This window comes from Terrabacter sp. R4-6, from assembly GCF_057529065.1.
Map to the genome: position 1 here is coordinate 1,625,808 of NZ_CP197224.1, position 24,679 is coordinate 1,650,486.

Here is a 24,679-nt window from a genome sequence, read left to right on the forward strand (position 1 = left end):
TGCCCAGCCTAGGACCGACCGACGACCTCGTCCGGCTCGGCGCCGGTCTCGATGACGCGCTGGGCGACCTCGCGCAGCTTGACGTTGTGGTCCTGCGACGCGCGCCGGAGCACGTCGAAGGCCTCCTCCGACACGATCCTGTGCCGCTCGATGAGGATGCCCATGGCCTGGCCGACGAGCCGGTGGCTCTCGACCGCGCGCTCGAGGTTGGCCTCGTTCTGGCGGAAGCGGTCGACCGTGACGATGCGGTCCACGGCCTGCGCCAGCGCGTGCAGGAGCAGCTCGGCGACGGTCCGCTCGGCCGGACCGGGACCCGGCGCCTGCGCCACGCCGGCCCACACCCGGCACGTGGCGTGGATGCCCGAGGACTCCATGAGGATGCCGCGGGTCCCGGCGCCACCGGGCTCCATCGGCCCCACCGTCTCCCTCGTCTCCCCCGTCTCCCCCGTCTCTCTGTCGAGCTCGACGGGACCGGAGAGGACCTCGCGGACGGCCGGGGGCAGCGCCGACGGCGGAACGACACCCGACGCGTTGGCGAGCAGGTCGTGCTGGGTGGCGGTCATCCGGATCACGGCCTCGCCGCAGAGCGCCTGACCGAGCGCGGACGCAGCGAGTGCGAGCGCCTCCTCGAGGTCCTCCGCACGGACCAGCTGCCGCGCCGCGGCGGTGATCCGAGCTGCCACGTCGGGCACGCGGTCGTCGTTCGCTGCCGTCGCCGGACGCAGGACCGTCACGGGGGCCTCCAGGGTATGCGTGGGAAGGCCCGCGAACTTGGAGGCAGGACAGTGTTGCATCCCGCGACGCCGCCGGACAAAGCACGACACGAGGCAATTGCTGGGAAAGGCCAATTCCCCGGCGGCACAAGGCCACACGCACACGACCTCCGGAGGCCCCTTGCCCCGGAGGTCGCGTCTCGACAGCGGCGGTCAGGCCTGGTCGGGGTCCTGCCCGCTCTCGACGACCCGCGCCGCGATCTCGCGGAGCTTGACGTTGCGGTTGAGCGAGGCCTGCCGGAGCATCTCGAAGCTCTGCGTCGCCGTGATGCGGTGGCGCTCGATGAGGACGCCGACGGCGTGGCCGATGAGCCGGTGGCTCTCGATGGCCTGCTCGAGCTGGTGCTCCTTCTGGGCGCGGGCCTGCCGCGCGACGACCCGGTCGACGGCCTGCCCGAGCGACTGCGCGAGCAGGTCGCCGACGATGAGCTCGTCACTCGAGACGAGCCGCGGCTCGTCGAACTGCACCCAGGCCCGGCAGTCGGACTCCTGCGCGGTCGGGAGCAGCAGGAGGCCCTCGCGCTTGTCGCCGACGAGGACGTCGTGGCGGTGGGGCGAGGACTCGAGCCCGCGCCGGATGCCCGGGTCGAGGTCGGCGACGTCCACCCGACCACGCGGGGACAGCACGACCGACTCCCCCTTCGTCGGCGAGACGCGCAGGGTCACCGTGCCGTCGAAGAGGACGGTGAAGCCGGTGACGGCCGTGGCGAGCACCTGGTCGAGCTCCTCCGCGGTGGCGAGGTCGACGGCGATCCGGGCTGCCAGCTCGCGCCGCATGCGCGACTCGCGCTCGCGCGTCTCGTCGCGGACGACGACGATGACGAAGCCGTCGTGCTCGGCCGTGCCCGGCACGCTCGCCGCCCGGACGTGGACCCAGGCCTCACCGCCACCGCGCCTCAGGATGCGGTAGCGGTCCTCCTCGACGGGACGGCCGGACCGGAGCAGCTCCATGCGTCGCTGGTGCGCGCTGCGCTCGCCGGGCGACTCGGACTCCGGGATCCACCACGGGTAGGGCGGCACGAGCGGGCCGTCGGCGAGCGACCAGCCGAACGTGCGCGTGAACACCTCGTTGACCTGGACGACGAGACCGTCACCGTCGACGACGACGAACGGCTCCTGGATGGCACCGAGGATGGCGCGGAGCCACGCGGCGTCGCGTGACCGCGAACGGGCTCGCACGAGGTTGGCGGCGAGGCGCGCGCGCAGCTCCTGGGGCTGGAACGGCTTGATGACGTAGTCGTCGGCACCTTCGAGCAGCCCGGTGGTGCTGGCCTCGACACCGGCCCGCGCGGAGAGCAGGACGACCGGCAGGTCACGAAGGCTCGGGTCGGCGCGGATCTCCCGCACGAGCGTCAGCCCGTCCATGCGCGGCATCATGACGTCGGCGAGGACGATCGACGGGCGCCGGACGCGGAGGTGCTCGAGGGCCTCGATCCCGTCGCGCACCGACACGACGTCGTAGTCGACGACGCAGTGGCGCGCGATGTAGTCGCGCATGTCGTGGTTGTCCTCGACGACGAGCAGCGTCGGGCGCACCGCGTCGGGCCTCGTGGCCGGTGACGTGGGGCCGGGCAGCTGCGCCGGTGCCTCACCTGCGCCAGCGGTTGACGCCTGCATCTCGGCCGCGACGGCGTCACGCACGACCCAGCTGCTCGCCTCGTGGATGAAGGACTCGGCCGAGCGCGGCGTGATCGAGGGGCGCAGCGCGGCCCGCTCGGCGGGTCGGCCCCACGGGAAGGACACGGTGAAGGTGCTGCCACGTCCCTGCCGCGACTGGACCGCGACCCGGCCGCCGAGCAGGTCGACGAGCTGGCGCACGAGCGACAGGCCGATGCCGGCCCCTTCGCGCGAGCGTCGGTCGTCGCCGCGGTCCAGCTGCCGGAAGCGGTCGAAGACGAGGTCGAGGTCCTTCTCGGCGATGCCGATGCCGGTGTCGGTCACGGAGACGGCGAACCCGGTGTCGGTGCCGCCCAGGTGGAGCGAGATGCGCCCGCGCGCGGTGAACTTCAGGGCGTTCGACAGCAGGTTGAGCACGATGCGCTCGAACATGTCGACGTCGATGTAGGCCTCGTGGTCGAGGTCGTCGCACACCACCTCGAACTCGAGGCCGGTGCGCTCGATGGCGGGGCGGAAGTTCGCGCCGATGCCGGTGACGAGCTCCTCGACGTCGGCCGGGACCCAGTGCGGCTCGACGGCACCGGCCTCGACCCTCGTGAGGTCGAGGATGCGGTCGACGAGGCCGGCGAGGCGGTCAGTGTTGCGGCGGATCAGCTCGAAGCGCTGGCGCTGCTCGGGGTCGAGGCCGTCGGCCTCGAGGGCGTCCTGCACCGGTCCGGCGATGAGCGTCAGCGGCGTGCGCAGCTCGTGGCTGACGTTGGCGAAGAAGTCGGACTTCGCGACGTCGAGCTCGGCCAGCGCCTCGGACCGGTGACGCTCCTCCTGGAGGCGGCGGATGCCGCTCAGGGCCATCGCGACGTGCGAGGCGCACAGCTCGGCGTAGACCTGCAGCTGGGCGTCCCACGGGCGACGGGGGTTCTCGGTGAGCAGCAGGTGCGCCGTGGGCTCGAGCAGCCCGGGCTCGACGGCGGGCACGACGTGCACCGTGCGGCCCTCGTCGTCGACGGTCCCGGGCGCGGGGTCACCCGCCACGCACCAGCGCACGTCGCTCGCGAGGTGGTCGAAACCGTCCGAGCGGAGCACCTCGAGGGCGCGACGGCGTACGTCCTCCGCGTCCTCAGCGCCGGCCAGCGACGCGAAGAGCCGGGACGCCACGTCGGCGCGGCGTTCGGCCACGACCTTCGCGGTGGTCTCGGTGGCGACGTTGAGCACGCCGACGACCGAGCCGGAGTCGTCGTGGATGGCGCCGTAGGACCACGTGAAGTAGGCCTCCTCGAGGTAGCCGGCGCGGTCGACGACGAGCAGCTCGTCCTCGACCCACGTCGCCGGGCCGCCACTGGTGACGCCCTCGAACATCGGTCCGATGACGTCCCAGACCTCGGGCCAGACGTCACGCACCGGTCGGGCCCACGCCTCGGGGTGCTTGCTGTCGCCGAGCATCGTGCGGTAGCCGTCGTTGTAGAGCATGAGCAGGTCGGGGCCCCAGCAGACGAGCATCGGGAACCGCGACGACAGGCAGACGTCGACGAGGACGCGCAGGTTGGCCGGCCAGGACTCGACCGGCCCCAGTGAGGTCGCCGACCAGTCGGTGCGCAGGAACAGGTCGCGCATGCCGGTCGGGGCCGAAGGCACGTCGACGCCCGTGGCGTTCGTCGTGGGGGCGCCGGAAAGGACGCCCTCGGGGTGGTGCGGGGTCACGCGACCTCCGGGACTGGGGTCAAGAAGCTGCCTCCGGCGGCATTCCACAACGGCGCGCCCCATCTGCTTGAGGCGTGCACAGTCTGACACACGCCAGCGACACCCCTAGGCGAGAAGCTAGCGCTCGGGCCGCCACACGACGAGCGCCTGGGACGACGGGGCCCTGGGCGGGCGCTGGCCCGGTCGGACCGCCACCACCTCGCCGCGCGGACCGACCGCGAAGACCCGGGCGCCGGACGACAGGGCCGCCTGGGCCGCCGCCAGCTCGGCCGTGAGCTCCTCGACCCGCGACCGGAGGGCCGTCACGTGGTTCTCGAGGTCGAGGATGCGCTGGATGCCCGCGAGGGAGACCCCCTCCTGCGACAGGCGCTGCACCTCCCGGAGCAGCTCGACGTCGCGCGTGCTGTAGCGCCGTCCGCCCCCGCGCGTGCGCGACGGGGAGACGAGGCCGAGCCGGTCGTACTGCCTCAGCGTCTGCGCGTGCATGCCGGCCAGCTCGGCCGCGACGGAGATGACGAAGACCGGTGCGTCGTCGTCGTGCCCGCCGGGGCGGGCGCTCTTGCGGGCCATCATCGTCACCCCTGTCCCGTCAGGCGCGAGCGCGCTGGAAGAGGTCGGCGCGGGGGTCGTGACCGTCCTCGGCGGCAGCCATCTTCTCGACGGCCTCACGGGCCTCGTCGGTCAGCCGCTGCGGCACGACGACCTGTACGCGGGCCAGCAGGTCGCCGACGTGGTCGCCCCGCTTGACGCCGCGACCCTTGAGCCGCAGGACGCGGCCGCTCGGGGTGCCGGGCGCGACCTTGACCTTGACCGACCCGCCGTCGAGCGTCGGGACCGCGACGGTCGCGCCGAGCGCGGCCTCCGCGAACGTCACGGGCAGGTCGAGGGTGAGGTTGTCGCCGTCGCGGCCGTAGACCGGGTGCTTGTCGACGGCCACGGTGAGGATGAGGTCACCGGCCGGCGCGCCGGGGTCGCCCTGACGACCCTTGCCACGCAGGCGGATCCGCTGGCCGTCCTTGACGCCTGCGGGGATGCGGGCGTTGATGCGGCCGAGGTCGGGAGAGCTGAGCGAGACCGTCGAGCCCTCGACGGCGTCGCGGAAGCCGATGTGCGTGCTCGCCTGGACGTCGGCCCCCGGACGCGGGCCTGCCGTCGCGCCGTAGCTGCCGTAGCCACCGCGGGGAGCGCCGGCGGCGCCGCCGCCGAACATCTGCCCGAGGATGTCCTCGAGGTTGGGCTGGCCGCCGGCCCCGCCGGTGTCGAAGCGCACGCGCTGGCCACCGGGACCACCGGCCCCGCCGAAGGCGGAGAAGATGTCCTCGAAGCCGGCACCCTGGCCACCCGCGCCCCCCGCGGTGAAGCGGGCACCGCCGTGCGACATCGCGCGGATCGCGTCGTACTCTCGCCGCTTCTCGGGGTCGGACAGGACGGCATACGCCTCCCCGACCTCCTTGAAGCGCTCCTCCGCCTTGGAGTCGCCGACGTTGTGGTCGGGGTGCATCGTGCGCGCGACCTTGCGGTACGTCTTCTTGATCGTCGCGGCGTCGGCGTCCTGGGGCACGCCGAGGATCGCGTAGAAGTCCTTCTCGAACCAGTCCTGACTAGCCATGGCGCACCTCCTCGTTCACGGTGACTCTCACGCTGCTCCCATCATCGGGTATGCCGCCGGGCTGCGTGCGCAGCCCGGCGGCGGACGTCTCAGGCGGGGTCGGCAACCGAGACCCGCGCGGCACGGACGAGCCGGTCACCGATGCGGTAGCCGGGCTGCAGCACCTGGACGACGGTCGTGCCCGTCGCGCCCTCGGGCAGCTCGGCCTCGACGTGCATGAGGGCCTCGTGCACGTTGGGGTCGAACTCCTGGCCGGCCTCGCCGACGCGCTCGACGCCGAAGCGACCGAGGGTCGCCTCGAGCTTGTCGGCGATCGCGGCGAACGGACCGCCGGCGAGGTCGCCGGCCTGGCGGGCCATGTGGATGTCGTCGAGGACCGGGAGCAGGGACTCGACGACGCTGCCGACCGCGGTGTGGCGGATGACCTCACGGTCGCGGTCGACGCGCTTCTTGTAGTTGACGTACTCGGCCTGCAGTCGCTGCAGGTCGGCGAGCAGCGTCGCGGCCATGGTGTCCTCCTCGGCGAGGGCCACGCCCTCGGTCTCCGAGGACTCGCCGGACTCGCCGGACTCGCCGGACTCGCCGGTCTGGCCCGAGTCGTTCGCGGTGTGGTCGAACTCGTCCTCACCACCGGGCTCGGACGACGCGCCCGCGCCGCCCTCGTAGTAGCTGTGGTGACGCGCGCCGTGGGCGGAGTCGCCCGAACCGCCACGGGGCGGGGTGCCGGCGGCGTCGCCGCCGGCACCCGTCGCGCCCGTCGCGGTCACGTCGGGCTGCTCGCCGGACGTGCCGTGGTGCGGGGACTCGGTCACTTGGCGTCCTTGGCCTCGTCGTCGTCCACGACCTCGGCGTCGACGACGTCGTCGTCGGACGCGCCGGACCCACCCGCCGTGGCGTCGTCGGCGGGAGCGCCGTCCTGCGCCCCGGCAGCACCCGCGGCGTTCGCGGAGGCCTGCTCGGTGGCGTACACGGCCTGGCCCATGGCCTGGGACTTCGTGTTGAGGTCCTCGACCTTGGCCTTGATGTCGTCGGCGGTGGCCTCGGAGCCCTCGGCGATGGCGGCCTTGAGGTCGGCGAGCGACTCCTCGACCGGCGTCTTGACGTCGGCGGGGACCTTGTCGCCCGACTCCTTGAGGAAGGACTCGGTCGAGAAGACGAGCTGCTCGGCCTGGTTGCGGGCCTCGGCCTCGTCGCGACGCTTGCGGTCCTCGTCGGCGTGCGCCTCGGCGTCCTTGACCATCTTGTCGATCTCCTCCTTCGACAGGGCCGAGCCGCCGGTGATCGTCATCTTCTGCTCCTTGCCGGTGCCCTGGTCCTTGGCGGAGACGTTGACGATGCCGTTGGCGTCGATGTCGAAGGTGACCTCGATCTTCGGCACCCCGCGCGGGGCCGGCGCGATGCCGGTCAGCTCGAAGGTGCCGAGCGACTTGTTGTGCTGCGCGATCTCGCGCTCACCCTGGAAGACCTGGATGAGGACCGACGGCTGGTTGTCGTCGGCGGTGCTGAAGATCTCGGAGCGCTTCGTCGGGATGGCGGTGTTGCGCTCGATGAGCTTGGTGAAGAGGCCACCCTTGGTCTCGATGCCGAGCGAGAGCGGCGTGACGTCGATGAGCAGGACGTCCTTGCGCTCGCCCTTGAGGACACCAGCCTGCAGGCTCGCGCCCATGGCGACGACCTCGTCGGGGTTGACGCCCTTGTTGGGGGCCTTGCCGCCGGTCAGCTCGGTGACGAGCGCGGTGACGGCCGGCATGCGGGTGGAGCCACCGACGAGCACGACGTGGTCGATGTCGGCGACCTTGATGCCGGCGTCCTCGATGACCTTGTGGAACGGCGCCTTGGTGCGGTCGAGGAGCGACTTCGTCATCTGCTCGAACTGCGCGCGGGTGAGGTTCTCGTCGAGGTGGATCGGGCCCTCGGGCGTCATCGAGATGTACTGCGCCGAGATGTTGGTGCTCGTCGCGGTGGAGAGCTCCTTCTTGGCGCGCTCGGCCTCGTCGCGGAGGCGCTGCATCGCGATCTTGTCCTTGGACAGGTCCTGACCCGTCTTGTTCTTCACCTGCGTGATGAGGTGCTGGACGACGACGTCGTCCCAGTCGTCGCCACCGAGGTGGTTGTCACCGTTGGTCGCGCGCACCTGGATCGTGGCGAAGCCGTCCTCGGCGTCCTTGCCGACCTCGAGGAGGGACACGTCGAACGTGCCGCCGCCGAGGTCGAAGACGAGGATGAGCTCGTCCTCCTTGCCCTTGTCGAGACCGTAGGCGAGCGCGGCGGCGGTGGGCTCGTTGACGATGCGCAGGACGTTGAGGCCCGCGATCTCACCGGCCTCCTTGGTGGCCTGGCGCTCGGCGTCGTCGAAGTAGGCGGGGACGGTGATGACGGCGTCGGTGACGGTCTCACCGAGGTAGGACTCGGCGTCGCGCTTGAGCTTCTGCAGGATGCGCGCGCTGATCTCCTGGGCGGTGTACGTCTTGCCGTCGATCTCGGGCGACTTCCAGTCGGTGCCCATGTGGCGCTTGACCGAGCGGATCGTGCGGTCGACGTTCGTGACGGCCTGGCGCTTGGCGACCTCGCCGACGAGCACCTCGCCGTTCTTGGAGAACGCGACGACGGACGGGGTCGTCCGCCCGCCCTCGGCGTTCGCGATGATGCTCGGCTCGCCGCCCTCGAGGACGGAGACGGCCGAGTTGGTGGTACCGAGGTCGATTCCGACGGCACGTGCCATGGGTGACTCCTTGTGATCTAGAGATCGTGTGCAGCTGGTGGTCTGATGGAACAGGTCCTCGCTCAATCTGCTCCGGCTCCGACGTGATTGTCAAAACCGGACTCGCAAATCTTGCGTTCACCCGACTCAACTCTGGGCGTCGCGCGATTGTTCCCGCCCACGGCCGGCTCTTCACCGGAATCCGCCCCACGCAGGCCCCCGGAGCGGGACCATGTCGGGATGGGAGTCCCGTGGGGGGTCTCGCGCGACGGACGGGGGGTCCGGTGCGTGTCGCGATGAAGCGCGTCGTCCTGACGCCGTTCCGGCCGCTGCTGGCGCTGCCCGTCATGCGCCGCATCGGCTTCCACGTCCAACGCATCGGTGCGGGCCTCGACCTGCACTTCTTCCGGTCCCTCCTCGGGGCGGTCATCGGGTTCGTGTTGCTCGCAGCGCTCCTCGTCACGGTCTTCGAGGCGGAGAAGCGGTCGGCCAAGGGCCTCGTGGGCTCGTTCTACTGGGCCGTGACGACGGTCATCGGGTCGGGCGACTCGAGCTACGTGACGTCGGGGCCCGGCTTCGTCATCGGCTGGTTCCTCGCCTTCTTCGGGGTCGCGATCGTCGCCGCCCTCACTGCCGCGCTCGTCGGCTTCGTCATCGACTTCCTGCTGAAGGAGGGCCAGGGCATGGGTGCCGCCGGCTACGAGGACCACATCGTCGTGTGCGGCTGGAACTCCACCGCACGCGAGCTCATCGAGGAGCTCAAGGGCGACGAGTTCACCGCGAAGATCGTGCTCGTCCACGACAGCGAGAACAACCCCGCCGGCATGGGCGTCTACTTCGTGCGCGGCGACGTGACCAACGCCCACGACCTCGAGCGCGCGGGGATCCGGGAGGCCTCCGCGGCCATCGTCTTCCCCGCCGACGGCAGCAACGAGGCCGACATGCGCTCGATCCTCGCCGTCCTCGCCATCGAGACCCTCGCCCCGTCCGTGCGGACCGTCGTCGAGGTCAACAACCCCAAGCACGTCGAGCACTTCGAGCGAGCGCGTGCCGACGAGATCCTCGTGACCTCCCGCCTCGCGTCGCGGCTGCTCGCCCGCTCGGCGCTCTACCCCGGCCTCGCCGGGCTCGTCACCGACATCGTCTCGGGCGGCGAGGGATCCGAGCTCTACCGGGTGTCGCTCCCCGACGACTACGCCGACCTCTCCACCGACGAGCTCTCGGCCCGCCTGCGGGCCGAGCACGAGGCGACCCTGCTCGCGATCGTGCGGAACGGGGTGACCGTCGCCAACCCGAAGGCCGACTTCCGCCTGCGCCGGGGCGACCACGCGGTCGTCGTCGCCGAGAGCCTCGGCACGCTGAGCCCGCTCGACCACGAGAGCGCCCTCGAGCCCGACGCCGCCGCACCCCCGGTGCCCGACGCGCCGCAGGGGCTCGCGAGCCGCCTGCGCCGCGCCTAGGTGTACTCGACCCGTCGCAGCCCGAAGGCCGCGCGCAACGGCGCGACGTCGGCCCCCGGCACGTGCTGGTGCGCGAGGTCGTACGTCTCCTCGACGAGGGCGACCAGCGTGGCCACCGCGTCGTGCGGGGGCGCGACGAGCAGCGCCCGGATGCGCTCGACAAGGCGCTCGGGGCGGTGGGCCAGCAGGGTCGCCTCGCGGTCGAGCCACTTGTGGAAGGGGTGCGGCATCCACACCCGGTTGACCGCGAAGAGGGCGTCGAGCACCCCCTGCACGCCGTCGACGAGGTCGCGGTGGAGCAGGACGACGTCGTCGCGGGCCGCGAGCATCTCGAGCCGCTCCCGGGGCCGCAGGTCGAGCGCCTCGAGCACCTGGGCCACGGCCAGGGCCTCCGGGTAGTCGTCGCACCGCGCACGCCAGGCTTCGACGACCTCGCGGCCGTGGAGCGGTATGCCGTCGCGCAGGGCGGTGACGCGCACCTGCAGCTCCGCCTCGGTGTCGCCCGCGAGCACCCGGTCGAGGTAGGTGTCGATGGTCGACGTGACGAAGCCGCTGACGTCGGTCTTGACGCCGCCGACGAGCAGGCCGTCGGCCCACTCGTGCTCGTCCTCCTCCGCGTAGACCCGGGTCAGCCCGGCGCCCTCGATCGCCGCCTCGCGGTCGGCCACGGTGGGCGGCGCGGACCAGTAGACGTCGAGCTCGATGTCGGACGACGCGTCCGCGAGGCCGCGGGCCACGGACCCGCCGATGAGCGCGGCCGCGACCTTGGGGTTCGCGGCGTACGCCCGGACGGCCTTGCGCGCCAGCGCGACCCGACGCTCCACCTCGTCCACGGTCGGCCTCGTCAGCCCGCCGCCGGGAGGCGCACGCTCGACACCGTGGTCAGCACGGGGTGGGCGTCGTCGCCGTCACGGACCTCGCCACCGCGCCAGACGATCGAGAGGTCCCGACCCTGGACGGTGAGCTCGGCGAGGCAGTTGTCGAACCACGGCCCGTCGGTGACCGCCCACGGGTAGGCCGGGTCCGGCACGCGTTTCGAGTGCTCGGCGACGAACCGCATCGGCCGCACGAGCCCCCGCGCGAAGGCCGACATCATGACCCGGACCATCCGCGGCATCGGGTTGCGGATCGGCGAGCAGACGGCCTGGACGACCCTCGACGTCGCCCCGTGACGCGTCCGCGCGTCGACGACCTCCGCGACGTAGGAGTTGTGGACGTCGCCGGAGAGGAAGACGACGCTCGCCGGTGCCGGTCCGCGCTCTCCGCGCGCGACCTCCATGACCATGTCGAACACCTCGACGAAGCCGTCGTTGAAGGCGGCCCAGTGCTCGAGGTCGATGGACTGCCGTGCCTTCTCGGCGGCCTCGGCGACGAGGCGCCCGTGCGTGCCCATGGCGAGCACCTCGTCGATGGCCTCGAGGTCGTGCAGGCCCGGCGGGAGCATGAACGGCAGCGACGTGCCGATGAGCAGGTGCTCGACGTCGCCGGTCAGCTGCTCGTCGAGCCAGCGCATCTCGTCGGGGTCGAGCATCGACCGGTGCTGCGGCTCGAGGACCCGGGCGGCCCGGGAGTCGACGACGACGAGCCGGACGTCGCCGAGGTCGCGCCGGAAGCTCCAGCGGTAGACCTCGGGGTGGCGGTCCGAGCGGCGGGCGAGGTCGAAGACGGGCTCGGTCAGGTCGAGCTCCTCCCCTGCGGCGTCGGCGCCGGCGAGGACCTGCGCGTAGATCTCGTCGTCGGCGAGCTGGGACGGCGAGAGGTTGCCGATGTGCTGGTAGACCCAGTACGACGAGAGGCCGCCCATCAGCCTCTCGTGCCACCACGGGGTGCGGTTGATCTCCTCGTGCCAGGTCCACGACGTGTTCCAGTCGTCGCGGATGTCGTGGTCGTCGAAGATCATGCAGCTCGGCACCGTCGACAGCAGCCAGCGGTTCGCCGCGTCGCCCCACGCGAGCCGGTAGAGGTGGGCGTACTCCTCGTAGTCCTTGATCTCCTCGCCGGGCGGCTCGGTGATGTCGCGGCGGGCGGCGATGAACTCGCGCATCGCCTCGGACGTCTCGTCGGCGTAGACCTGGTCGCCGAGGAAGGCGACGAGGTCGGGCCACTCCTCCTCGCCCCGGGCCAGCGCCAGAGCGAGGGTGCGCAGTGCGTCGACGCCGTTGGTGCGGTGGCCCTCCCGGTCGTGCGGCACGGTGGTGCGGCACGAGCCGAAGAGCAGCCGGGTCGGCCGGCCGCGGTCGATGGTGCGGATGCGCGGCGGCGGGAAGGCGCTGTCGGGCTCCGGCCAGACCGGGGTGTCGTCGATGCTGACGGCGTAGTCCCAGGACCCGCCCGGCTCGAGCGCGTCGACGACCACGAGGGCGTAGTGGTGGCCCTTGACGGTGAAGGTCGGTGCCATCCAGTCACGCCCGTCTGCGTGCACCGTGACGAGCCCCGGACCGGACGTCTCGACCCACACGGTCGCGTCTGTCTCGCCGATGTAGCGCAGCATCGGGCCGAGGACGAGCGACCCGGCGGGGTCGTGGGCGGAGTCGGATTCGGTCATGCCCCAGCATTGCCCCACCCGGGCGCACCCGGGGACGAAAACGCCTGTGAGAACCCGGTGCAGGGGCGCGGCACACGCCTCGTCGACGTCACGACGACACGTGCTCGGCGAAGAAGGCGAGCGTCCGGTCCCACGCGTCGGCGGCGACGTCGGCGTTGTACCTCGACGGCGAGGTGTCGTTGAAGAAGGCGTGCCCGACGCCGTGGTAGACCCTCGCCGAGAAGTCGACGCCGGCCTGCTGCATGCGCGACTCGAGCTCGGGGACACCGTCGGTGATGCCGTGGTCGTCCTCGCCGTAGAGGGCGAGGACGGGGCACCCGATCGTCGCGGGGTCGGCGTTCTCGGGGAAGGTGCCGTAGAACGGGACCGCCGCACGCAGCCGCGGGTCGGCAGCCGCGAGGGCGAAGGCATACGTCCCGCCGAAGCAGAAGCCGACGACGCCCACCCGGCCGTCGACGCCCGGCTCGTCGACGAGCGTGTCGACGACGGCGCGCAGGGCCGGCACCGCCCACACCGCGAACTCCGGCTGCCGCGCCGGGGTCGTGGCCGCGCGCATCTGCGGCTGCGCCGCGACCCGGTCCTCCTCGGAGGCGCTGGACATCAGCTCGAAGATCCGTGCACCCACCTCCGGCGTCAGCCCGACGTGGCCGAGCAGGTCGGGCGCGACGGCGACGTAGCCCTGCGCGGCGACGCGGTCGGTGACGTCCTTGATGTGGTCGGCCAGTCCCCAGATCTCCTGGATGACGACCACAGCGCCGCGTGGCGTCCCGGTCGGATCGGCGCGGTAGGCGGTGAGGTCGTGCTCGGGGAGGTCGATCATCGTGCCCATGCACCATTCCTACCCCCTGCGGCGACAATCGGGTGGTGACCGACGAGCCGACCACCGCCTGGCTGACCCGGCTCGCCGCCGGCGTCGGCCAGCGGGCGGCGGACGTCGTGCGCCGGACCACGCCGTCGGGCGCCGAGCTGGCCGTCGTCGGGGACGTCGTCGTCAAGCTCCACCACCCGAGGACGGATGCCGCCGAGCTCGGGGCGCGGCTCGGCGCCGTCGCGCGCCGGGCCGGCCCCGCCGTGTGGGTGCAGCCCCTCGAGGCCCTGCCGCGCCGGGCCCCGGACGGCCGGCTCGCGACGGTGTGGCCGCGCGTCGAAGTGCTCACCGAGGGCGACCCGGACCTGCCGTGGGTCGCGGCCGGGGCGCTGCTCGCCGAGCTGCACCGCACGGACCACGCGTCCGTCGGGCAGCTTCCCGCACAGGGAGGTCCGGCCCGCGTGGCTCGCGCCCTGACCCGGGTGCGCGGCCTGGACCACCCGGCGGCCCGGATGCTCGGGCGGCTCGGCGCCCGGCTGCTCGACGAGGTGGCGACGTCCACCGTGCGCCGCGAGGTCGTCCACGGCGACTGGCACCTCGGCCAGCTGGCCCACACCGAGGACGGACTGCGTCTGCTCGACGTCGACGACCTCGGGACCGGCGACCCGGCCTGGGACCTGGGCCGGCCCGCCGGGTTCTGGGCCGCCGGGGCACTCGAGGACGCCGCGTGGGAAGGCTTCCTCGGGGCCTACCGCGAGGCCGGCGGGACCGCCGTCCCGGGAGACGGCGACCCGTGGCCGCACGTCGACCTGCCCGCCCGCTGCGCGGTCTTCGTCGCTGCGGTCCGCCCCCTCGTCGTCCAGCCGGCTCACAGCACAGACCCAGCGGACGCCCTGTTGGAGGCGTGTGCCCGGATGTGAGGATGGGGTCATGAGCCAGCAACCGCCCCCGTTCCCGCACCAGGACTCGACCGGTGCCGCCTACCAGCCGCAGGGCTTCGTGTGCCCGAAGTGCCGCGGCGCGATGCGCACCTACGACCGCAACGGCGTGCACGTCGAGCAGTGCGACCAGTGCCGCGGGATCTTCCTCGACTTCGGCGAGTTCGAGCACCTGAGCCAGCTCGAGAGCCGCTTCGTCGCCCAGCCGCCGCCGCAGCAGTACGGCGGACCGAGCTGGGGCAACCGCGGCGGCAAGCACTACCGCAAGAAGGGCATGGCCGGCCTCTTCTTCTCGAGCTGACCGGTGGGTCCGACCGACGAACCGGACGGGCAGCCGTATGCCGTCCGCCGGGCGCTCGCGCACGTGCGCGGGCTCTCGGCCGGGCCGGCGCTCGACCCGACGCTGCGCGTCACCCTGAACTTCCACCCGGACCGGCTCGTGCGCGGCGAGCCGATCCTCGCCGTCATGGCCCGCGACGGCGTCTACCGCTCCCAGTTCGAGACCGGCACGAGCAACGGTGGGCTGACGGCCCACCCGGGCGGTGACCGGTGGCGGTGGGAGAGCCGGATCTTCGGCGGCGCCTACGACGACACCGAGCCGGCCCTGCGCCCGAAGTACGGCGCCGTCGACCTGCACCGTCGGCCGTACGGCGCGGCGCCCCGCTTCGGGTCGGCGCACGTGCGGCTGGCGGCGCACACGCTCGAGCGGACGACGTTCTGCTTCCCGGACAGCGTCTTCGAGCCCGAGCACTTCGGCACGGCAACGGCTTTCGCGCTCGGTGAGCGTGCCGAGGCCGCCGACCACGACCTCCTCGACGACTACGTCGAGGCGCACGTGCACGGCGTCGTCGACCTCGCCCGTGACGTCGAGGCGCTCGTGCTCGACCCGGGCTATCGCGGCACCGACGTCGAGGCCGACGCGCTCGGGCTCGGCGTGCCCGTCGAGTGGCACCCGGGCTACCGGCTCGACGTCGCGACCCTCCGCGCCCACCCCGGCTACCGCGGCCCCGAGTTCGTCGCTCTCGGTGAGTCGCTCGCCGTCGACGGCGTCGTCACGCCTCAGGTCATCGGTGCGGCCTCGCGCGCTGGACGGCACGACGAGCAGGCCCTCAAGCGCGTCTGGCACTACGTCGCGCGGTTCGGATCCGTCTCTGCCTGAGGGGTGCTCGCACCGTCGGCGGTGACGACGGTCGTCACGACCGTCGTGACCGAGGGGCGGCGAGGCGTCGACGAGAAGCCGAACCGACAGGGCGGGTCGACGGGCGCGAGCGACCCCAGCGCCACTCCGTCAAAGCGACCGTCGATCGCCGTCACGGCGTGGAGGTCGGTCGCGCCGTAGAACTCCTGCCGGCCCTCGAGCGCCGTGCCGCGGGTCCGGACACCGCGCAGGACGGCGCGGGCGACGGGGTCGACGAGCCTCGCCCACCGGGGACTGGCCGCGACGCGCGAGGGCACGGCCCGCAGGAGCCGGCCGAGCGGCATACGCCCTCCGACCGTGAGGTCGAGCGACAGGGACGGCGAGGTGACCTGCCAGCCCTCCCGGTCGGCGCGCACGGCGATCGGCTCGAGGCGCACCTCGTCGAAGACGTACGTCGCCCCGATGAATTCCGCGACCTCCGGGCTCGGCGCGATGAGCACCCGGTGCCCGCCGGCCGTCTCGACCATGGCGTCGCCGAACGACCCGAGCGGCGTGCGCAGCCACGAGCCCACGACGACCCGGACGCCGGACGCGGAGCCGACGCCGGCGATCTGCCCGTGGAAACGCTGCGCTGGCACGTCCCGAGCGTAGGTCAGCCGCAACCGCCCGCTCACTCGACCCGGCTGACGGTCTCCTCGATGCCGGCGACGAGCCGCGAGTAGTCGTCGGTGGGCGACCCGCCGAGCACCGACCCCCAGGCCGGGACGAGCTCGGGACCGTAGCGGTGGCCGTAGCCGTCGGGCGGGTCGTGGCCGACGGCCATGTCGGTGGTCAGCTGCCAGAACGTCACGAAGGGGATCCACGTGACGTCGGGGTTGACGTCGCGTCCCCGCGGCTCGCGCAGCCAGTCCGGCTCGGCCCCGAGCAGGGCCGGGTTCCACCAGACGACGGGGTCGGACGCGTGCTGGGCGTAGACGAAGCGCGGGAAGTCCCACGTGCCGTAGTCGCGGCCGTAGTAGTCGTGGGTCAGCTGGTCGCCGCTCGCCGCGAAGCGGATGTGCAGGCCCGCATCGACGACCGGTACGATCTCGGGCGACCCCTCGTTGCGCCGGGCCGTCAGCGAGGCCGCGATGTCGGTGAAGCTGGGGGTGCCCACCCAGACCCCGCCCTGGGCGCGCGCGAGCATGTCGTCGGCGTCGGCGAACGCCGCCTGACCGCCGTAGGACCCGAGCGACTCCCCGCCGACGACGAGCTGCGGACGGTCGTCGGCCGGTAGCGTGCGCCACACGGCATACACCTTGTCGAAGAGCGCCTTGCCCGCCTCGCGCGGGGTGTCGCGGTCGGTCATCATCGACATCGCGCTGGGCAGGTAGGAGTACTGCATCGCGGCGATCGCGCTGTCGCCGTTGCTGAGGTACTCGACGGACTGGGCCGACCAGTCGTCGACCCAGCCGGTGCCCGTCGTCGTGAAGACCGCGAGCACCCGACGGTTGAAGGCCTTGGTGCGCTGCAGCTCCGCGACGACGGCGTCGGCGACGTCGGCGACCGAGCGGTCCGGCGTGCGCCCGGCGTAGACGCGGATCGGGTCGATCGCGCCGCGGTCGGTCGCGGCGGAGATCTGCGCGGCCGTCGGCGCGCTCGTGACGAACATCTGGCCCTGGAAGCCGAGGCTGTCCCACGGCTCGAGCGAGGCCGGGCTGCCGGACCGCAGCGGCGACGTCGGGGCGGCACGACCGGTCGGCGCGGTGTTGACCTGCGCCGCGACGCCCGCGAAGGCCTGCATGCCACGGTGGAAGAGGACGCTGTCGGTCACCCACGCCGTCGCGAGGGCCACGACGACGACGGCGATGACGGTGGCGATCGTCTTGGGCAGCACGTGGCCGGCCGCCTCGGCGAGCTGGTGGGTCGCCCCGCGCAGACCCCGCGCCACCGCGAGGAAGAGGACGGCCACGACCGCCGCGAGCGCGAGCGCGAGGGCCCAGTCGAGCGGGTCGAGGGGCGTGAGCTGGACGAACGCCGCCGTGCGCGCCTGCGAGCGCACGTTGGCGACGGTCAGGCCGAGGACCGCCACGGCCCCGAAGACCGGCGCGGCGACGAGCAGCCAGTGCCGGGCCTCGCCGCTCACCGTGACGCGCAGGTCGATGAGGCGGGCGACGCGGCGGACGACCCACGCGACGAACACGCCCAGCGCGTAGCCGGCGACGGCGCACAGCCCGCTGATGAGGCCCTGGTAGTACCACGTGCGCGGCAGCAGGCTCGGGGCCATCGACGTGAGGAAGTAGGCGGCACCGAAGAAGAGCCCGGTGCGCGACACGTGCCACCAGGCGCGGCCCGCGCCGGGGTGGATGCGCTGGTCGGACACGTCGGGCATGGCTCCACAGTAGGTCGCACCGGTGCCGCGCCGCCTCGGGTTTCGCCCCTAGGTGACGACCCTGACCCGGCACCCTCCAGGCACCCTCGCGGCGCCCTCCCGGGCGTTCGTCGGCCCGCCGGGGCACGATGGGGACCATGCGCGACCTCGAGAGCCGGATCACGACCTTCAGCCGCGACGGGCTGCGCTTCGACGTGACCGACGCCGGGCCCCTGGACGGTGACGTCGTCGTGCTGCTCCACGGCTTCCCGACCGACCGCACGAGCTGGGACCGCGTGGCCGCCCGCCTGCACGAGGCGGGCCTGCGCACCCTGACCCCGGACCAGCGCGGCTACTCCCCCACGGCCTGCCCGCCCGACCGGGACGCCTACCGTCTCGACGAGCTCGTCGCCGACGTCCTCGGACTCGTCGAGGCCTCCGGGCGCGAGCGGGTCCACCTCGTCGGCCACGACTGGGGTGGCGCCCTCGCGTGGCTCGTCGCGGGCAACCACCCGACGCGCATCGCCTCGCTGACCGTCCTGTCGACGCCGCACCCCGCCGCCATGTCGCGTGCCTGGCGCACCGGCACCGAGCAGAAGCGCAAGTCCTGGTACATGGCGGCCTTCCAGGTCCCGCGCCTGCCCGAGCGGGCCCTCGCCGCCCGTTTCGACCGCCTCATGGCCCGCTCGGGCCTCCCGGCCGCCGACCGGAGCAGGTATGCCGTCCGGCTGGCCCACGCGGACGCGCTCACCGGGCCGGTCAACTGGTACCGCGCCGCCCGGCACTCCGGCGTCGGGGCGCACCGCGTCGAGGTGCCGACGACCTACGTCTGGGGCTCGCGCGACCCGTTCCTCGGCCGGACCGCGGCCCAGCTGACCCGCGAGCACGTGACGGGCGACTACGAGCTCGTCGAGCTCGACGCGGGGCACTGGCTGCCCGAGACCCGCGACGCCGAGTCCGCCGCGGCGATCCTGCACCGGGTCGCGCGAGCTGGCTGAACGGCATACGCCCCCTCACCCGGAGGGTGACGGACACCTCGCCCGATGCGGGGAACACCGGCGAGCGCGGGTAGGTTGCACGACCGTGAAGATCGACATCTGGTCCGACATCGTGTGCCCGTTCTGCTACCTCGGCAAGCGCCGCCTCGAGGGCGCGCTCGCGCAGTTCGAGCACGCCGACGAGGTCGAGGTGACGTGGCACAGCTTCGAGCTCGACCGCGGCGCCGAGCCGGTGTCGGACGTCCCGCTCGTCGACCTCGTCGCCGCGAAGTACGGCACGACGCGCGAGCAGGCTGTCGCTCAGCACCGGTCCATGGCGGCCGCGGCCACCGAGCTGGGCCTCGCGTTCAACTGGGAGCAGGCCCGCTACGGCAACACCTTCGACGCCCACCGGGTCGTCCACCTCGCCGCCGAGCAGGGCCTCGCCGACACCGCCCACGAACGCCTCATGCGCGCCTACTTCACCGACGGCCTCGCGGTCGGGGACCGCGACGTGCTCGTGCGGCTCGCGACCGAGATCGGGCTCGACGAGGGCACCGTGCGCGCGATGCTCGAGTCGGAGGACTACGGCAACCACGTGCGCAGCGACGAGGCCACGGCCAAGATGCTCGGCATCGAGTCGGTCCCCTTCTTCGTCTTCGACCGCAAGTACGGCGTCTCCGGCGCCCAGCCCGTCGAGGTCTTCACCCAGGCCCTCGAGACCGCGTGGTCGACCCGGCACGACGTGCCGGAGCCCGTCGCCGTCGGCGGTGGGTGCGGCGGAGGCTGCGGCGCAGGCGGCTGCGGCGGAGTCTGCGGCGCCTGAGGCGCACCTGACGGGCCCCGCGGCCCTACCGTGGTCGGGTGGCCCACCCCCTGATGTTCGACGGCGCGGACCCCTACCTCGCCCGGGTCCGCGACATCTGCCTCGCGCTGCCCGGCGCCGACGAGAAGGTGTCGCACGGGCGCCCGACCTTCTTCACGACGAAGGTGTTCGTCACCTACGGCGGGACGGTCAGGGGCGACCACGACCCGGAGCCCTACCGCCAGTCGGTCCTCGTGCTCCCGGACGCCGCCGAGCGCCCGGCGCTCCTCGGTGACGGGCGCTTCTACGACCCGGCCTACCTCGGCCCCTCCGGCTGGGTGGGTCTCGACCTGCGCGCGTGCGGCTCGCCGGAGGAGGTCGACTGGCGGGAGGTGGGCGAGCTCGTCGACGCCTCCTACCGCCTGACGGCCCCGGCCCGCCTCGTGCGCGAGCTCGACACCTCCGGGTCGTGAGCCCGCCCCTCGGCCACACGCGCCTGCGGGGCGCGTAAGGTACCGCTCGCTGGACGACGAAAGGCGCACATGGGACGGCACACCGACCCCGCGGTCCTGGGATCGCGGCGGGCCGCCGTGGTGACCCTGACGGTGTCTGCGCTGCTCGTCGTCGGCGGTGTCGCGATCCTCCACGAGTCCGGTGGGATGCGTCCCGGCCACCGGTCGACGCCGTCCACGCCCTCGGTGCCGGCGGTCACCCCGACCGACCCCGTCGACGACGCCACCGAGCCGGGTCGCACCCCCTCGACGGCACCGACGACACCGACGACACCGACGACACCGACGACGTCACCACAGCCGTCACTGACCACGCGCGTGCCGGCTCCGCTCGTCACCGTGCCGGAGCCGACCCGGGACGCGGTCCCGCAGCCGACAGGGACGTCCGCGTCGACCGGTGCGGCCGGGGCCACGGGCACGCCGAGCCCGACGGCGACCGCCAAGCCGGCGCCCCCGCCACGCGCGGGCGTCGCCCAGCAGGTCGTGGCCCTCGTCAACGTCGAGCGGTCCCGCGCCGGCTGCGGCCCGGTGTCGGCGAACGCCGCCCTCCGTCGTGCGGCCCAGGGCCACAGCGACGACATGGCCGCGCGCGACTACTTCTCGCACACGAGCCCGGACGGGGTCACCTTCGCCGAGCGGATCCGCGCCGCGGGCTACGACGGCGGCGCCATCGCCGAGAACATCGCGGCCGGCCAGACGAGCGCCAAGGACGTCATGCGCAGCTGGATGGCGAGTCCCGGACACCGCACGAACATCCTCAACTGCGGCTACCGGGACATCGGCGTCGGCTACGCGACCGGCGGCTCCCACGGCACGTACTGGACCGAGACGTTCGGCGGCTGAGCCACCCGTAGGTTGGGTGCCATGAAGCCGTGGCACGCGCAGGACCGGCACGTCGTCCGCCTCGACTGGGGGCCCGGGGCCGCCGAGGAGCTGACGGCGTATGCCGTCGCCGCGGGTTCGCCCGTGTGCGCGGTCGTCGTCGACGTCCTCAGCTTCACGACGTGCGTGTCCGTCGCCGTCGACGCGGGCACCCGGGTGCACCCCTACCGGTGGAGGGACGACTCGGCCCCGGCCTTCGCCGAGGGGCTCGGCGCGACGCTCGCCCGAGGTCGGTCGGAGACCCGTGTCGAGGGCGGCGTCAGCCTGTCGCCGTCCTCGATCCGCGCGGCGGGACCGCTCGCCGACCTCGTCCTGCCCTCGCCCAACGGCTCGACGACCACCGCCGTGCTCGCGGGCGCGGGCGCCGACGTCGTGGCGGCCTCGCTGCGCAACCGCACCGCGGTGGCCGCGTGGCTCGTCGACTGGCTCGACGCGTCGCGACGGTCACACGGGCCCGCGTCGCAGCCTGCGGTGCTCGTCGTTCCGGCGGGCGAGCGCTGGCCCGACGGGTCCCTGCGCCCGGCCGTCGAGGACCTCTGGGGTGCCGGAGCGGTCGTCGCCGCCCTCGCCCGCCTCCTCGAGCACCGGGGCGGGCCCCTGCTGCTCAGCCCCGAGGCCGAGGCCGCGGGGGCGGCCTGGCTGGCCGTGGAGGGCCGGATCGGCGACGCCCTGCACGCGTGCGCGAGCGGACGCGAGCTCGTCGAGCAGGGCTGGCCGGACGACGTGGCGGTCGCGGCCGAGCTCGACGCGTCGTCCCTCGTCCCGGTGCTGACGGACGGCGCCTACACGGCACACCGCGGCTGACCCCTCACGCCGGCGACACGGCATACGGCCTGCGCCTGCAGACGGACGACCGTTGGTCGCCGACCCGGCGCGGCGCGACACACCGGACGACACGCCGGTCGGGCGGGTTCTGGCCGACCGACGGTCGTCGGTCGGCGCCGACCCGGACTACTGCCCGAGGGCCGTCCAGAAGGCCGACGCGGCGCGCGACGGGCGACCGGTGCGCCGCTCCGACCAGTCGGCCGAGGTCATGAGCGCGGTGACGGCGTTGACGCCGAGCCAGCGCAGCGGCTCGGGCTCCCAGTCGCGAGACGTGCGCCCCGCCCAGGGCAGGGTGGCCAGGCCCTCGGGGTCGTCGCCGCGGATCATCGCGGCCAGTGTGCGGCCGGCGAGCGCGGACGTCGCGACGCCGTCGCCGACGTAGCCCCCGGCGAAGGCCAGACCGGTGTGGCGGTCGTGGCGCACCGACGGGAACCAGTCACGCGGCACGCCGAGGTTGCCGCCCCACGCGTGCGTGAAGGTCACTCCGTCGAGGACGGGGAAGAGCTCGAGCAGGATCCGGCGCAGGGCGGCGTGGACGCGCTCGTCACGGTCGTAGAGCGGGGAGACCTTGGAGGCGTAGTGGTAGGGAGCACCCCTGCCCCCGAAGGCGATCCGTCCGTCGCGGGTGCGCTGGCCGTAGATCGTCAGGTGCCGGTTGTCGGCGAAGGTCGTGCGCTTCTCGAGGCCGATCTGCGCCCAGGTGTCGTCGGGCAGCGGCTCGGTCGCCGTCATGAGCGAGTAGATCGGCGCGATGGCCCGGCGGCGCCCCGCGACGGTCGGCGTGTAGCCCTCGGTGGCGAGGACGACGTGCTCGGCCCGCACGGTGCCGTGCGGGGTGACGACGCGGTGGCTGCGCACGTCGACGGCCGGCGTGCGTTCGTGGACGACGACGCCGCGCCGCTCGACGGCGTCGGCGAGCCCGCGGACGAGCCGGGCCGGGTGGATGGCCGCGCAGTGCGGCGTGAACGACCCGCCGAGCGCGTCGCTGACACCGGCGACCGACGTGACCTCGTGCGCGTCGAGGAGCCGGTGGTCGTCCTCTCCGAAGCCCCACCCCCGGTGGTCGGCGACCTCCTCACGGACCCGTTCGAGCTGGGCGGGGTTGCGCGCGACGGAGAGGTAGCCGCCCTGGTCGAAATGGCAGTCGATGCCCTCGGCGTCGGCGATCCGTCCGACGTCGGCGACCGTGTCGTGCAGCAGGTGCTGCATCCGCACCGCCGCCTCCCGGCCGCGCTCGGCCGCCATCCGCTTGAGCGAGGTGGGGAACAGGGCCGAGCACCAGCCGCCGTTGCGGCCCGAGGCGCCGAAGCCGGCGACCTCCTTCTCGATGACGGCGACCCGGATCGTCGGGTCGGCCGTGACGAGGTGGTATGCCGTCCACAGTCCGGTGTAGCCGGCCCCGACGACCGCGACGTCCACGTCGACGTCGGTGTCGAGCGAGGGGCGCGGCTCGATGTCGTCGATCGTGTCGTGCCAGAGGCTGAGGCCGCGGTAACCGCTCGGGGGCATGGCCGGGATCATGCCACCTCCTGGGCCCGCCGCAACCCCTGGTAACCTGTGCCTTTTCGCTTGAATCCCCTTCCAACACCTACGGAATCCGTGGTCTGGCGGGGTTTGGGCAATCACTTCCGCCGCGTCGCTCCTCGGGGCATGATGCGGGCATGAGCACCGTCGACCGCGCCCGCCTCGCCGAGCTGCACGACCGTGAGCGGGCCGCCTTCTCCGCGGCGCGGCCCCGGTCCCGGGAGCTGGCCGAGCAGGCCGCCGCGCACATGCCCGGGGGCGTGCCGATGAGCTGGATGGTCAAGTGGCCGGGTGACTTCCCGGTCTTCGTCGAGCACGCCGAGGGCGCCCACTTCACGTGCGTCGACGGCATCGACCACGTCGACCTCTGCCTCGGCGACACCGGCGCGATGATGGGGCACTGCCCCGCGCCGACGGTGGAGGCCGTGACCCGCCAGCTGTCCCGCGGGATCACGACGATGCTGCCCACCGAGGACGCGATCGCGGTGTCGACCGGCCTCGCCGAGCGCTTCGGCCTGCCCTACTGGCAGTTCACCCTGACGGCCACGGACGCCAACCGGCACGCGATCCGCTACGCCCGCCACCTCACCGGCCGCAGCAAGGTCGTCGTGCACAACTGGTGCTACCACGGCTCCGTCGACGAGGCCTTCGCGACGCTGGGCCCCGACGGCTCGACGGTCGACCGGCGCAGCAACATCGGCGCCCCGGTCGACACGTCGGAGACGACGCGCGTCGTCGAGTTCAACGACCTCGAGGCCCTCGAGCGCGCCCTCGCCCACGGGGACGTCGCGGCGATCCTCGTCGAGCCGGCGCTGACCAACATCGGCATCGTGCTGCCCGACCCCGGCTACAACGAGGGCGTGCGCGAGCTCGCGACGCGCTACGGCGCGCTGCTCGTCAACGACGAGACCCACACGATCTGCGCGGGGCCCGGTGGCTACACCGGCGCCCACGGCCTCGAGCCGGACCTGCTCGTCATCGGCAAGTCCATCGGTGGCGGCATCCCGTGCGGCACCTTCGGTTTCAGCCGGGACATCGCCGAGCGGATCGCCCGCTCGGTCGAGCTCGAGGACATCGACGTCGGCGGCATCGGCGGCACGCTCGCCGGCAACGGCCTCTCGATGGCGGCCATGAAGGCCACGCTCGAGCACGTCATGACGGCCGAGGCCTTCGCGCACATGGTGCCGCTCGCCGAGGCCTGGGCCGACGGGGTGCAGGCAGGCATCGACGCGGTCGGTGCCGACTGGCACGTGACGCGGCTCGGCGCGCGGGCCGAGTACAACTTCTCCGGCCGACCGTCGCACGACGGCCAGGAGGCGCACGACGCCGACGACTTCGAGCTGCAGCAGTATCTCCACCTCTACGCCCTCAACCGCGGGATCCTGCTGACGCCCTTCCACAACATGGCGCTGATGAGCCCGGCGACGACCGCCGCCGACGTCGAGGCGCACACGACGATGTTCGGCGAGTGCCTGCGCGAGCTCTTCGCGCCGGCGGGTCCGTCGGGCGGCTGAGGC

General features: G+C 73.1%; 22 protein-coding genes. 10 read left to right on the forward strand and 12 right to left on the reverse strand.

Annotated features, from left to right (window positions below; all coding sequences use genetic code 11):
* Positions 1-8: 8 nt before the first annotated feature.
* The 6 genes from ACSSS0_RS07675 to dnaK form a co-directional block, all read right to left on the reverse strand.
* Positions 9-734 (reverse strand): ANTAR domain-containing protein, encoded by a 726-nt coding sequence (locus tag ACSSS0_RS07675; protein ID WP_487230644.1) that lies wholly within the window; start codon positions 732-734, stop codon positions 9-11.
* A gap of 192 nt (positions 735-926) precedes the next feature.
* The gene (locus tag ACSSS0_RS07680; RefSeq protein ID WP_487230645.1) at positions 927-4,088 is read right to left on the reverse strand and encodes an ATP-binding protein; all 3,162 of its coding nucleotides are present in this window, start codon (positions 4,086-4,088) and stop codon (positions 927-929) included.
* A 117-nt stretch (positions 4,089-4,205) separates the two neighbouring features.
* Entirely contained in the window at positions 4,206-4,661 is a 456-nt protein-coding gene (locus ACSSS0_RS07685) for a heat shock protein transcriptional repressor HspR (RefSeq protein WP_435987807.1), read from the reverse strand.
* A 16-nt stretch (positions 4,662-4,677) separates the two neighbouring features.
* Positions 4,678-5,697: a DnaJ C-terminal domain-containing protein gene (locus tag ACSSS0_RS07690; RefSeq protein ID WP_435984592.1), complete on the reverse strand. Its 1,020-nt coding sequence runs from the start codon at positions 5,695-5,697 to the stop codon at positions 4,678-4,680.
* An 89-nt stretch (positions 5,698-5,786) separates the two neighbouring features.
* Positions 5,787-6,509: a nucleotide exchange factor GrpE gene (locus ACSSS0_RS07695; protein WP_487230646.1), complete on the reverse strand. Its 723-nt coding sequence runs from the start codon at positions 6,507-6,509 to the stop codon at positions 5,787-5,789.
* Positions 6,506-8,419, reverse strand: a complete 1,914-nt coding sequence (gene dnaK, locus ACSSS0_RS07700) for a molecular chaperone DnaK (RefSeq protein WP_435984590.1) — start codon at positions 8,417-8,419, stop codon at positions 6,506-6,508. The genes ACSSS0_RS07695 and dnaK overlap by 4 nt, the downstream gene beginning before the upstream one ends.
* Positions 8,420-8,694: 275 nt before the next feature.
* On the opposite strand from dnaK, the gene ACSSS0_RS07705 reads away from it, so the two are divergent.
* Positions 8,695-9,858 (forward strand): potassium channel family protein, encoded by a 1,164-nt coding sequence (locus ACSSS0_RS07705; protein WP_487230647.1) that lies wholly within the window; start codon positions 8,695-8,697, stop codon positions 9,856-9,858.
* Here ACSSS0_RS07705 and ACSSS0_RS07710 read toward each other — a convergent pair.
* The 3 genes from ACSSS0_RS07710 to ACSSS0_RS07720 form a co-directional block, all read right to left on the reverse strand.
* On the reverse strand, positions 9,855-10,691 hold the full coding sequence (locus ACSSS0_RS07710) for a DUF4037 domain-containing protein (protein ID WP_487230648.1): 837 nt from the start codon (positions 10,689-10,691) through the stop codon (positions 9,855-9,857). The genes ACSSS0_RS07705 and ACSSS0_RS07710 overlap by 4 nt on opposite strands.
* Before the next feature lie 11 nt (positions 10,692-10,702).
* Positions 10,703-12,403: an alkaline phosphatase D family protein gene (locus ACSSS0_RS07715; RefSeq protein ID WP_487230649.1), complete on the reverse strand. Its 1,701-nt coding sequence runs from the start codon at positions 12,401-12,403 to the stop codon at positions 10,703-10,705.
* Positions 12,404-12,491: 88 nt separating this feature from the next.
* On the reverse strand, positions 12,492-13,232 hold the full coding sequence (locus tag ACSSS0_RS07720; protein WP_487230650.1) for a dienelactone hydrolase family protein: 741 nt from the start codon (positions 13,230-13,232) through the stop codon (positions 12,492-12,494).
* Between the two features lie 35 nt (positions 13,233-13,267).
* Here ACSSS0_RS07720 and ACSSS0_RS07725 point away from each other — a divergent pair, with 35 nt between their 5' ends.
* Genes ACSSS0_RS07725 through ACSSS0_RS07735 form a run of 3 tightly spaced genes read left to right on the forward strand, consistent with a single transcriptional unit; the run spans position 13,268 to position 15,308 of the window.
* Positions 13,268-14,131, forward strand: a complete 864-nt coding sequence (locus ACSSS0_RS07725) for a phosphotransferase family protein (RefSeq protein WP_487230651.1) — start codon at positions 13,268-13,270, stop codon at positions 14,129-14,131.
* Positions 14,132-14,141: 10 nt separating this feature from the next.
* Positions 14,142-14,450: a TFIIB-type zinc ribbon-containing protein gene (locus ACSSS0_RS07730; RefSeq protein WP_435984584.1), complete on the forward strand. Its 309-nt coding sequence runs from the start codon at positions 14,142-14,144 to the stop codon at positions 14,448-14,450.
* A gap of 3 nt (positions 14,451-14,453) precedes the next feature.
* Positions 14,454-15,308 carry a DUF3626 domain-containing protein gene (locus ACSSS0_RS07735; protein WP_487230652.1) on the forward strand — a complete coding sequence of 285 codons (855 nt, stop codon included), beginning with the start codon at positions 14,454-14,456 and terminating at the stop codon, positions 15,306-15,308.
* On the opposite strand, the gene ACSSS0_RS07740 is transcribed toward ACSSS0_RS07735, so the two are convergent.
* Positions 15,275-15,925, reverse strand: coding sequence for a hypothetical protein (locus ACSSS0_RS07740; protein WP_487230653.1), 651 nt, complete (start codon positions 15,923-15,925; stop codon positions 15,275-15,277). The two genes, ACSSS0_RS07735 and ACSSS0_RS07740, sit on opposite strands and share 34 nt — an antisense overlap.
* 32 nt (positions 15,926-15,957) lie before the next feature.
* Positions 15,958-17,658, reverse strand: coding sequence for an alpha/beta hydrolase (locus tag ACSSS0_RS07745; protein ID WP_487230654.1), 1,701 nt, complete (start codon positions 17,656-17,658; stop codon positions 15,958-15,960).
* Between the two features lie 137 nt (positions 17,659-17,795).
* Here ACSSS0_RS07745 and ACSSS0_RS07750 point away from each other — a divergent pair, with 137 nt between their 5' ends.
* From ACSSS0_RS07750 to ACSSS0_RS07770, 5 genes are all read left to right on the forward strand, one after another.
* On the forward strand, positions 17,796-18,635 hold the full coding sequence (locus ACSSS0_RS07750; RefSeq protein WP_487230655.1) for an alpha/beta fold hydrolase: 840 nt from the start codon (positions 17,796-17,798) through the stop codon (positions 18,633-18,635).
* An 85-nt stretch (positions 18,636-18,720) separates the two neighbouring features.
* Positions 18,721-19,440, forward strand: a complete 720-nt coding sequence (locus ACSSS0_RS07755; protein WP_487230656.1) for a DsbA family oxidoreductase — start codon at positions 18,721-18,723, stop codon at positions 19,438-19,440.
* Positions 19,441-19,478: 38 nt separating this feature from the next.
* Entirely contained in the window at positions 19,479-19,892 is a 414-nt protein-coding gene (locus ACSSS0_RS07760; protein WP_487230657.1) for an MmcQ/YjbR family DNA-binding protein, read from the forward strand.
* 69 nt (positions 19,893-19,961) lie between these two features.
* Complete coding sequence (locus tag ACSSS0_RS07765) at positions 19,962-20,774, forward strand: CAP domain-containing protein (protein WP_487230658.1); 813 nt, start codon at positions 19,962-19,964, stop codon at positions 20,772-20,774.
* A gap of 21 nt (positions 20,775-20,795) precedes the next feature.
* The gene (locus ACSSS0_RS07770) at positions 20,796-21,617 is read left to right on the forward strand and encodes a 2-phosphosulfolactate phosphatase (protein ID WP_487230659.1); all 822 of its coding nucleotides are present in this window, start codon (positions 20,796-20,798) and stop codon (positions 21,615-21,617) included.
* A 147-nt stretch (positions 21,618-21,764) separates the two neighbouring features.
* On the opposite strand, the gene ACSSS0_RS07775 is transcribed toward ACSSS0_RS07770, so the two are convergent.
* Positions 21,765-23,147, reverse strand: coding sequence for an NAD(P)/FAD-dependent oxidoreductase (locus ACSSS0_RS07775; protein WP_487230660.1), 1,383 nt, complete (start codon positions 23,145-23,147; stop codon positions 21,765-21,767).
* A gap of 152 nt (positions 23,148-23,299) precedes the next feature.
* On the opposite strand from ACSSS0_RS07775, the gene ACSSS0_RS07780 reads away from it, so the two are divergent.
* On the forward strand, positions 23,300-24,676 hold the full coding sequence (locus tag ACSSS0_RS07780) for an aspartate aminotransferase family protein (protein ID WP_487230661.1): 1,377 nt from the start codon (positions 23,300-23,302) through the stop codon (positions 24,674-24,676).
* Positions 24,677-24,679: the final 3 nt, after the last annotated feature.

Bases quoted from the DNA above. Each gene is read 5' to 3' on its own strand.
- ACSSS0_RS07780 (WP_487230661.1), top strand. From the start codon at position 23,300: ATGAGCACCGTCGACCGCGCCCGCCTCGCCGAGCTGCACGACCGTGAG.
- ACSSS0_RS07750 (WP_487230655.1), top strand. From the start codon at position 17,796: ATGCGCGACCTCGAGAGCCGGATCACGACCTTCAGCCGCGACGGGCTG.
- dnaK (WP_435984590.1), bottom strand. From the start codon at position 8,419: ATGGCACGTGCCGTCGGAATCGACCTCGGTACCACCAACTCGGCCGTC.
- ACSSS0_RS07720 (WP_487230650.1), bottom strand. From the start codon at position 13,232: ATGGGCACGATGATCGACCTCCCCGAGCACGACCTCACCGCCTACCGC.
- ACSSS0_RS07690 (WP_435984592.1), bottom strand. From the start codon at position 5,697: ATGGCTAGTCAGGACTGGTTCGAGAAGGACTTCTACGCGATCCTCGGC.
- ACSSS0_RS07765 (WP_487230658.1), top strand. From the start codon at position 19,962: ATGGGACGGCACACCGACCCCGCGGTCCTGGGATCGCGGCGGGCCGCC.
- ACSSS0_RS07715 (WP_487230649.1), bottom strand. From the start codon at position 12,403: ATGACCGAATCCGACTCCGCCCACGACCCCGCCGGGTCGCTCGTCCTC.
- ACSSS0_RS07705 (WP_487230647.1), top strand. From the start codon at position 8,695: ATGAAGCGCGTCGTCCTGACGCCGTTCCGGCCGCTGCTGGCGCTGCCC.
- ACSSS0_RS07685 (WP_435987807.1), bottom strand. From the start codon at position 4,661: ATGATGGCCCGCAAGAGCGCCCGCCCCGGCGGGCACGACGACGACGCA.
- ACSSS0_RS07745 (WP_487230654.1), bottom strand. From the start codon at position 17,658: ATGCCCGACGTGTCCGACCAGCGCATCCACCCCGGCGCGGGCCGCGCC.
- ACSSS0_RS07775 (WP_487230660.1), bottom strand. From the start codon at position 23,147: ATGCCCCCGAGCGGTTACCGCGGCCTCAGCCTCTGGCACGACACGATC.
- ACSSS0_RS07770 (WP_487230659.1), top strand. From the start codon at position 20,796: ATGAAGCCGTGGCACGCGCAGGACCGGCACGTCGTCCGCCTCGACTGG.
- ACSSS0_RS07730 (WP_435984584.1), top strand. From the start codon at position 14,142: ATGAGCCAGCAACCGCCCCCGTTCCCGCACCAGGACTCGACCGGTGCC.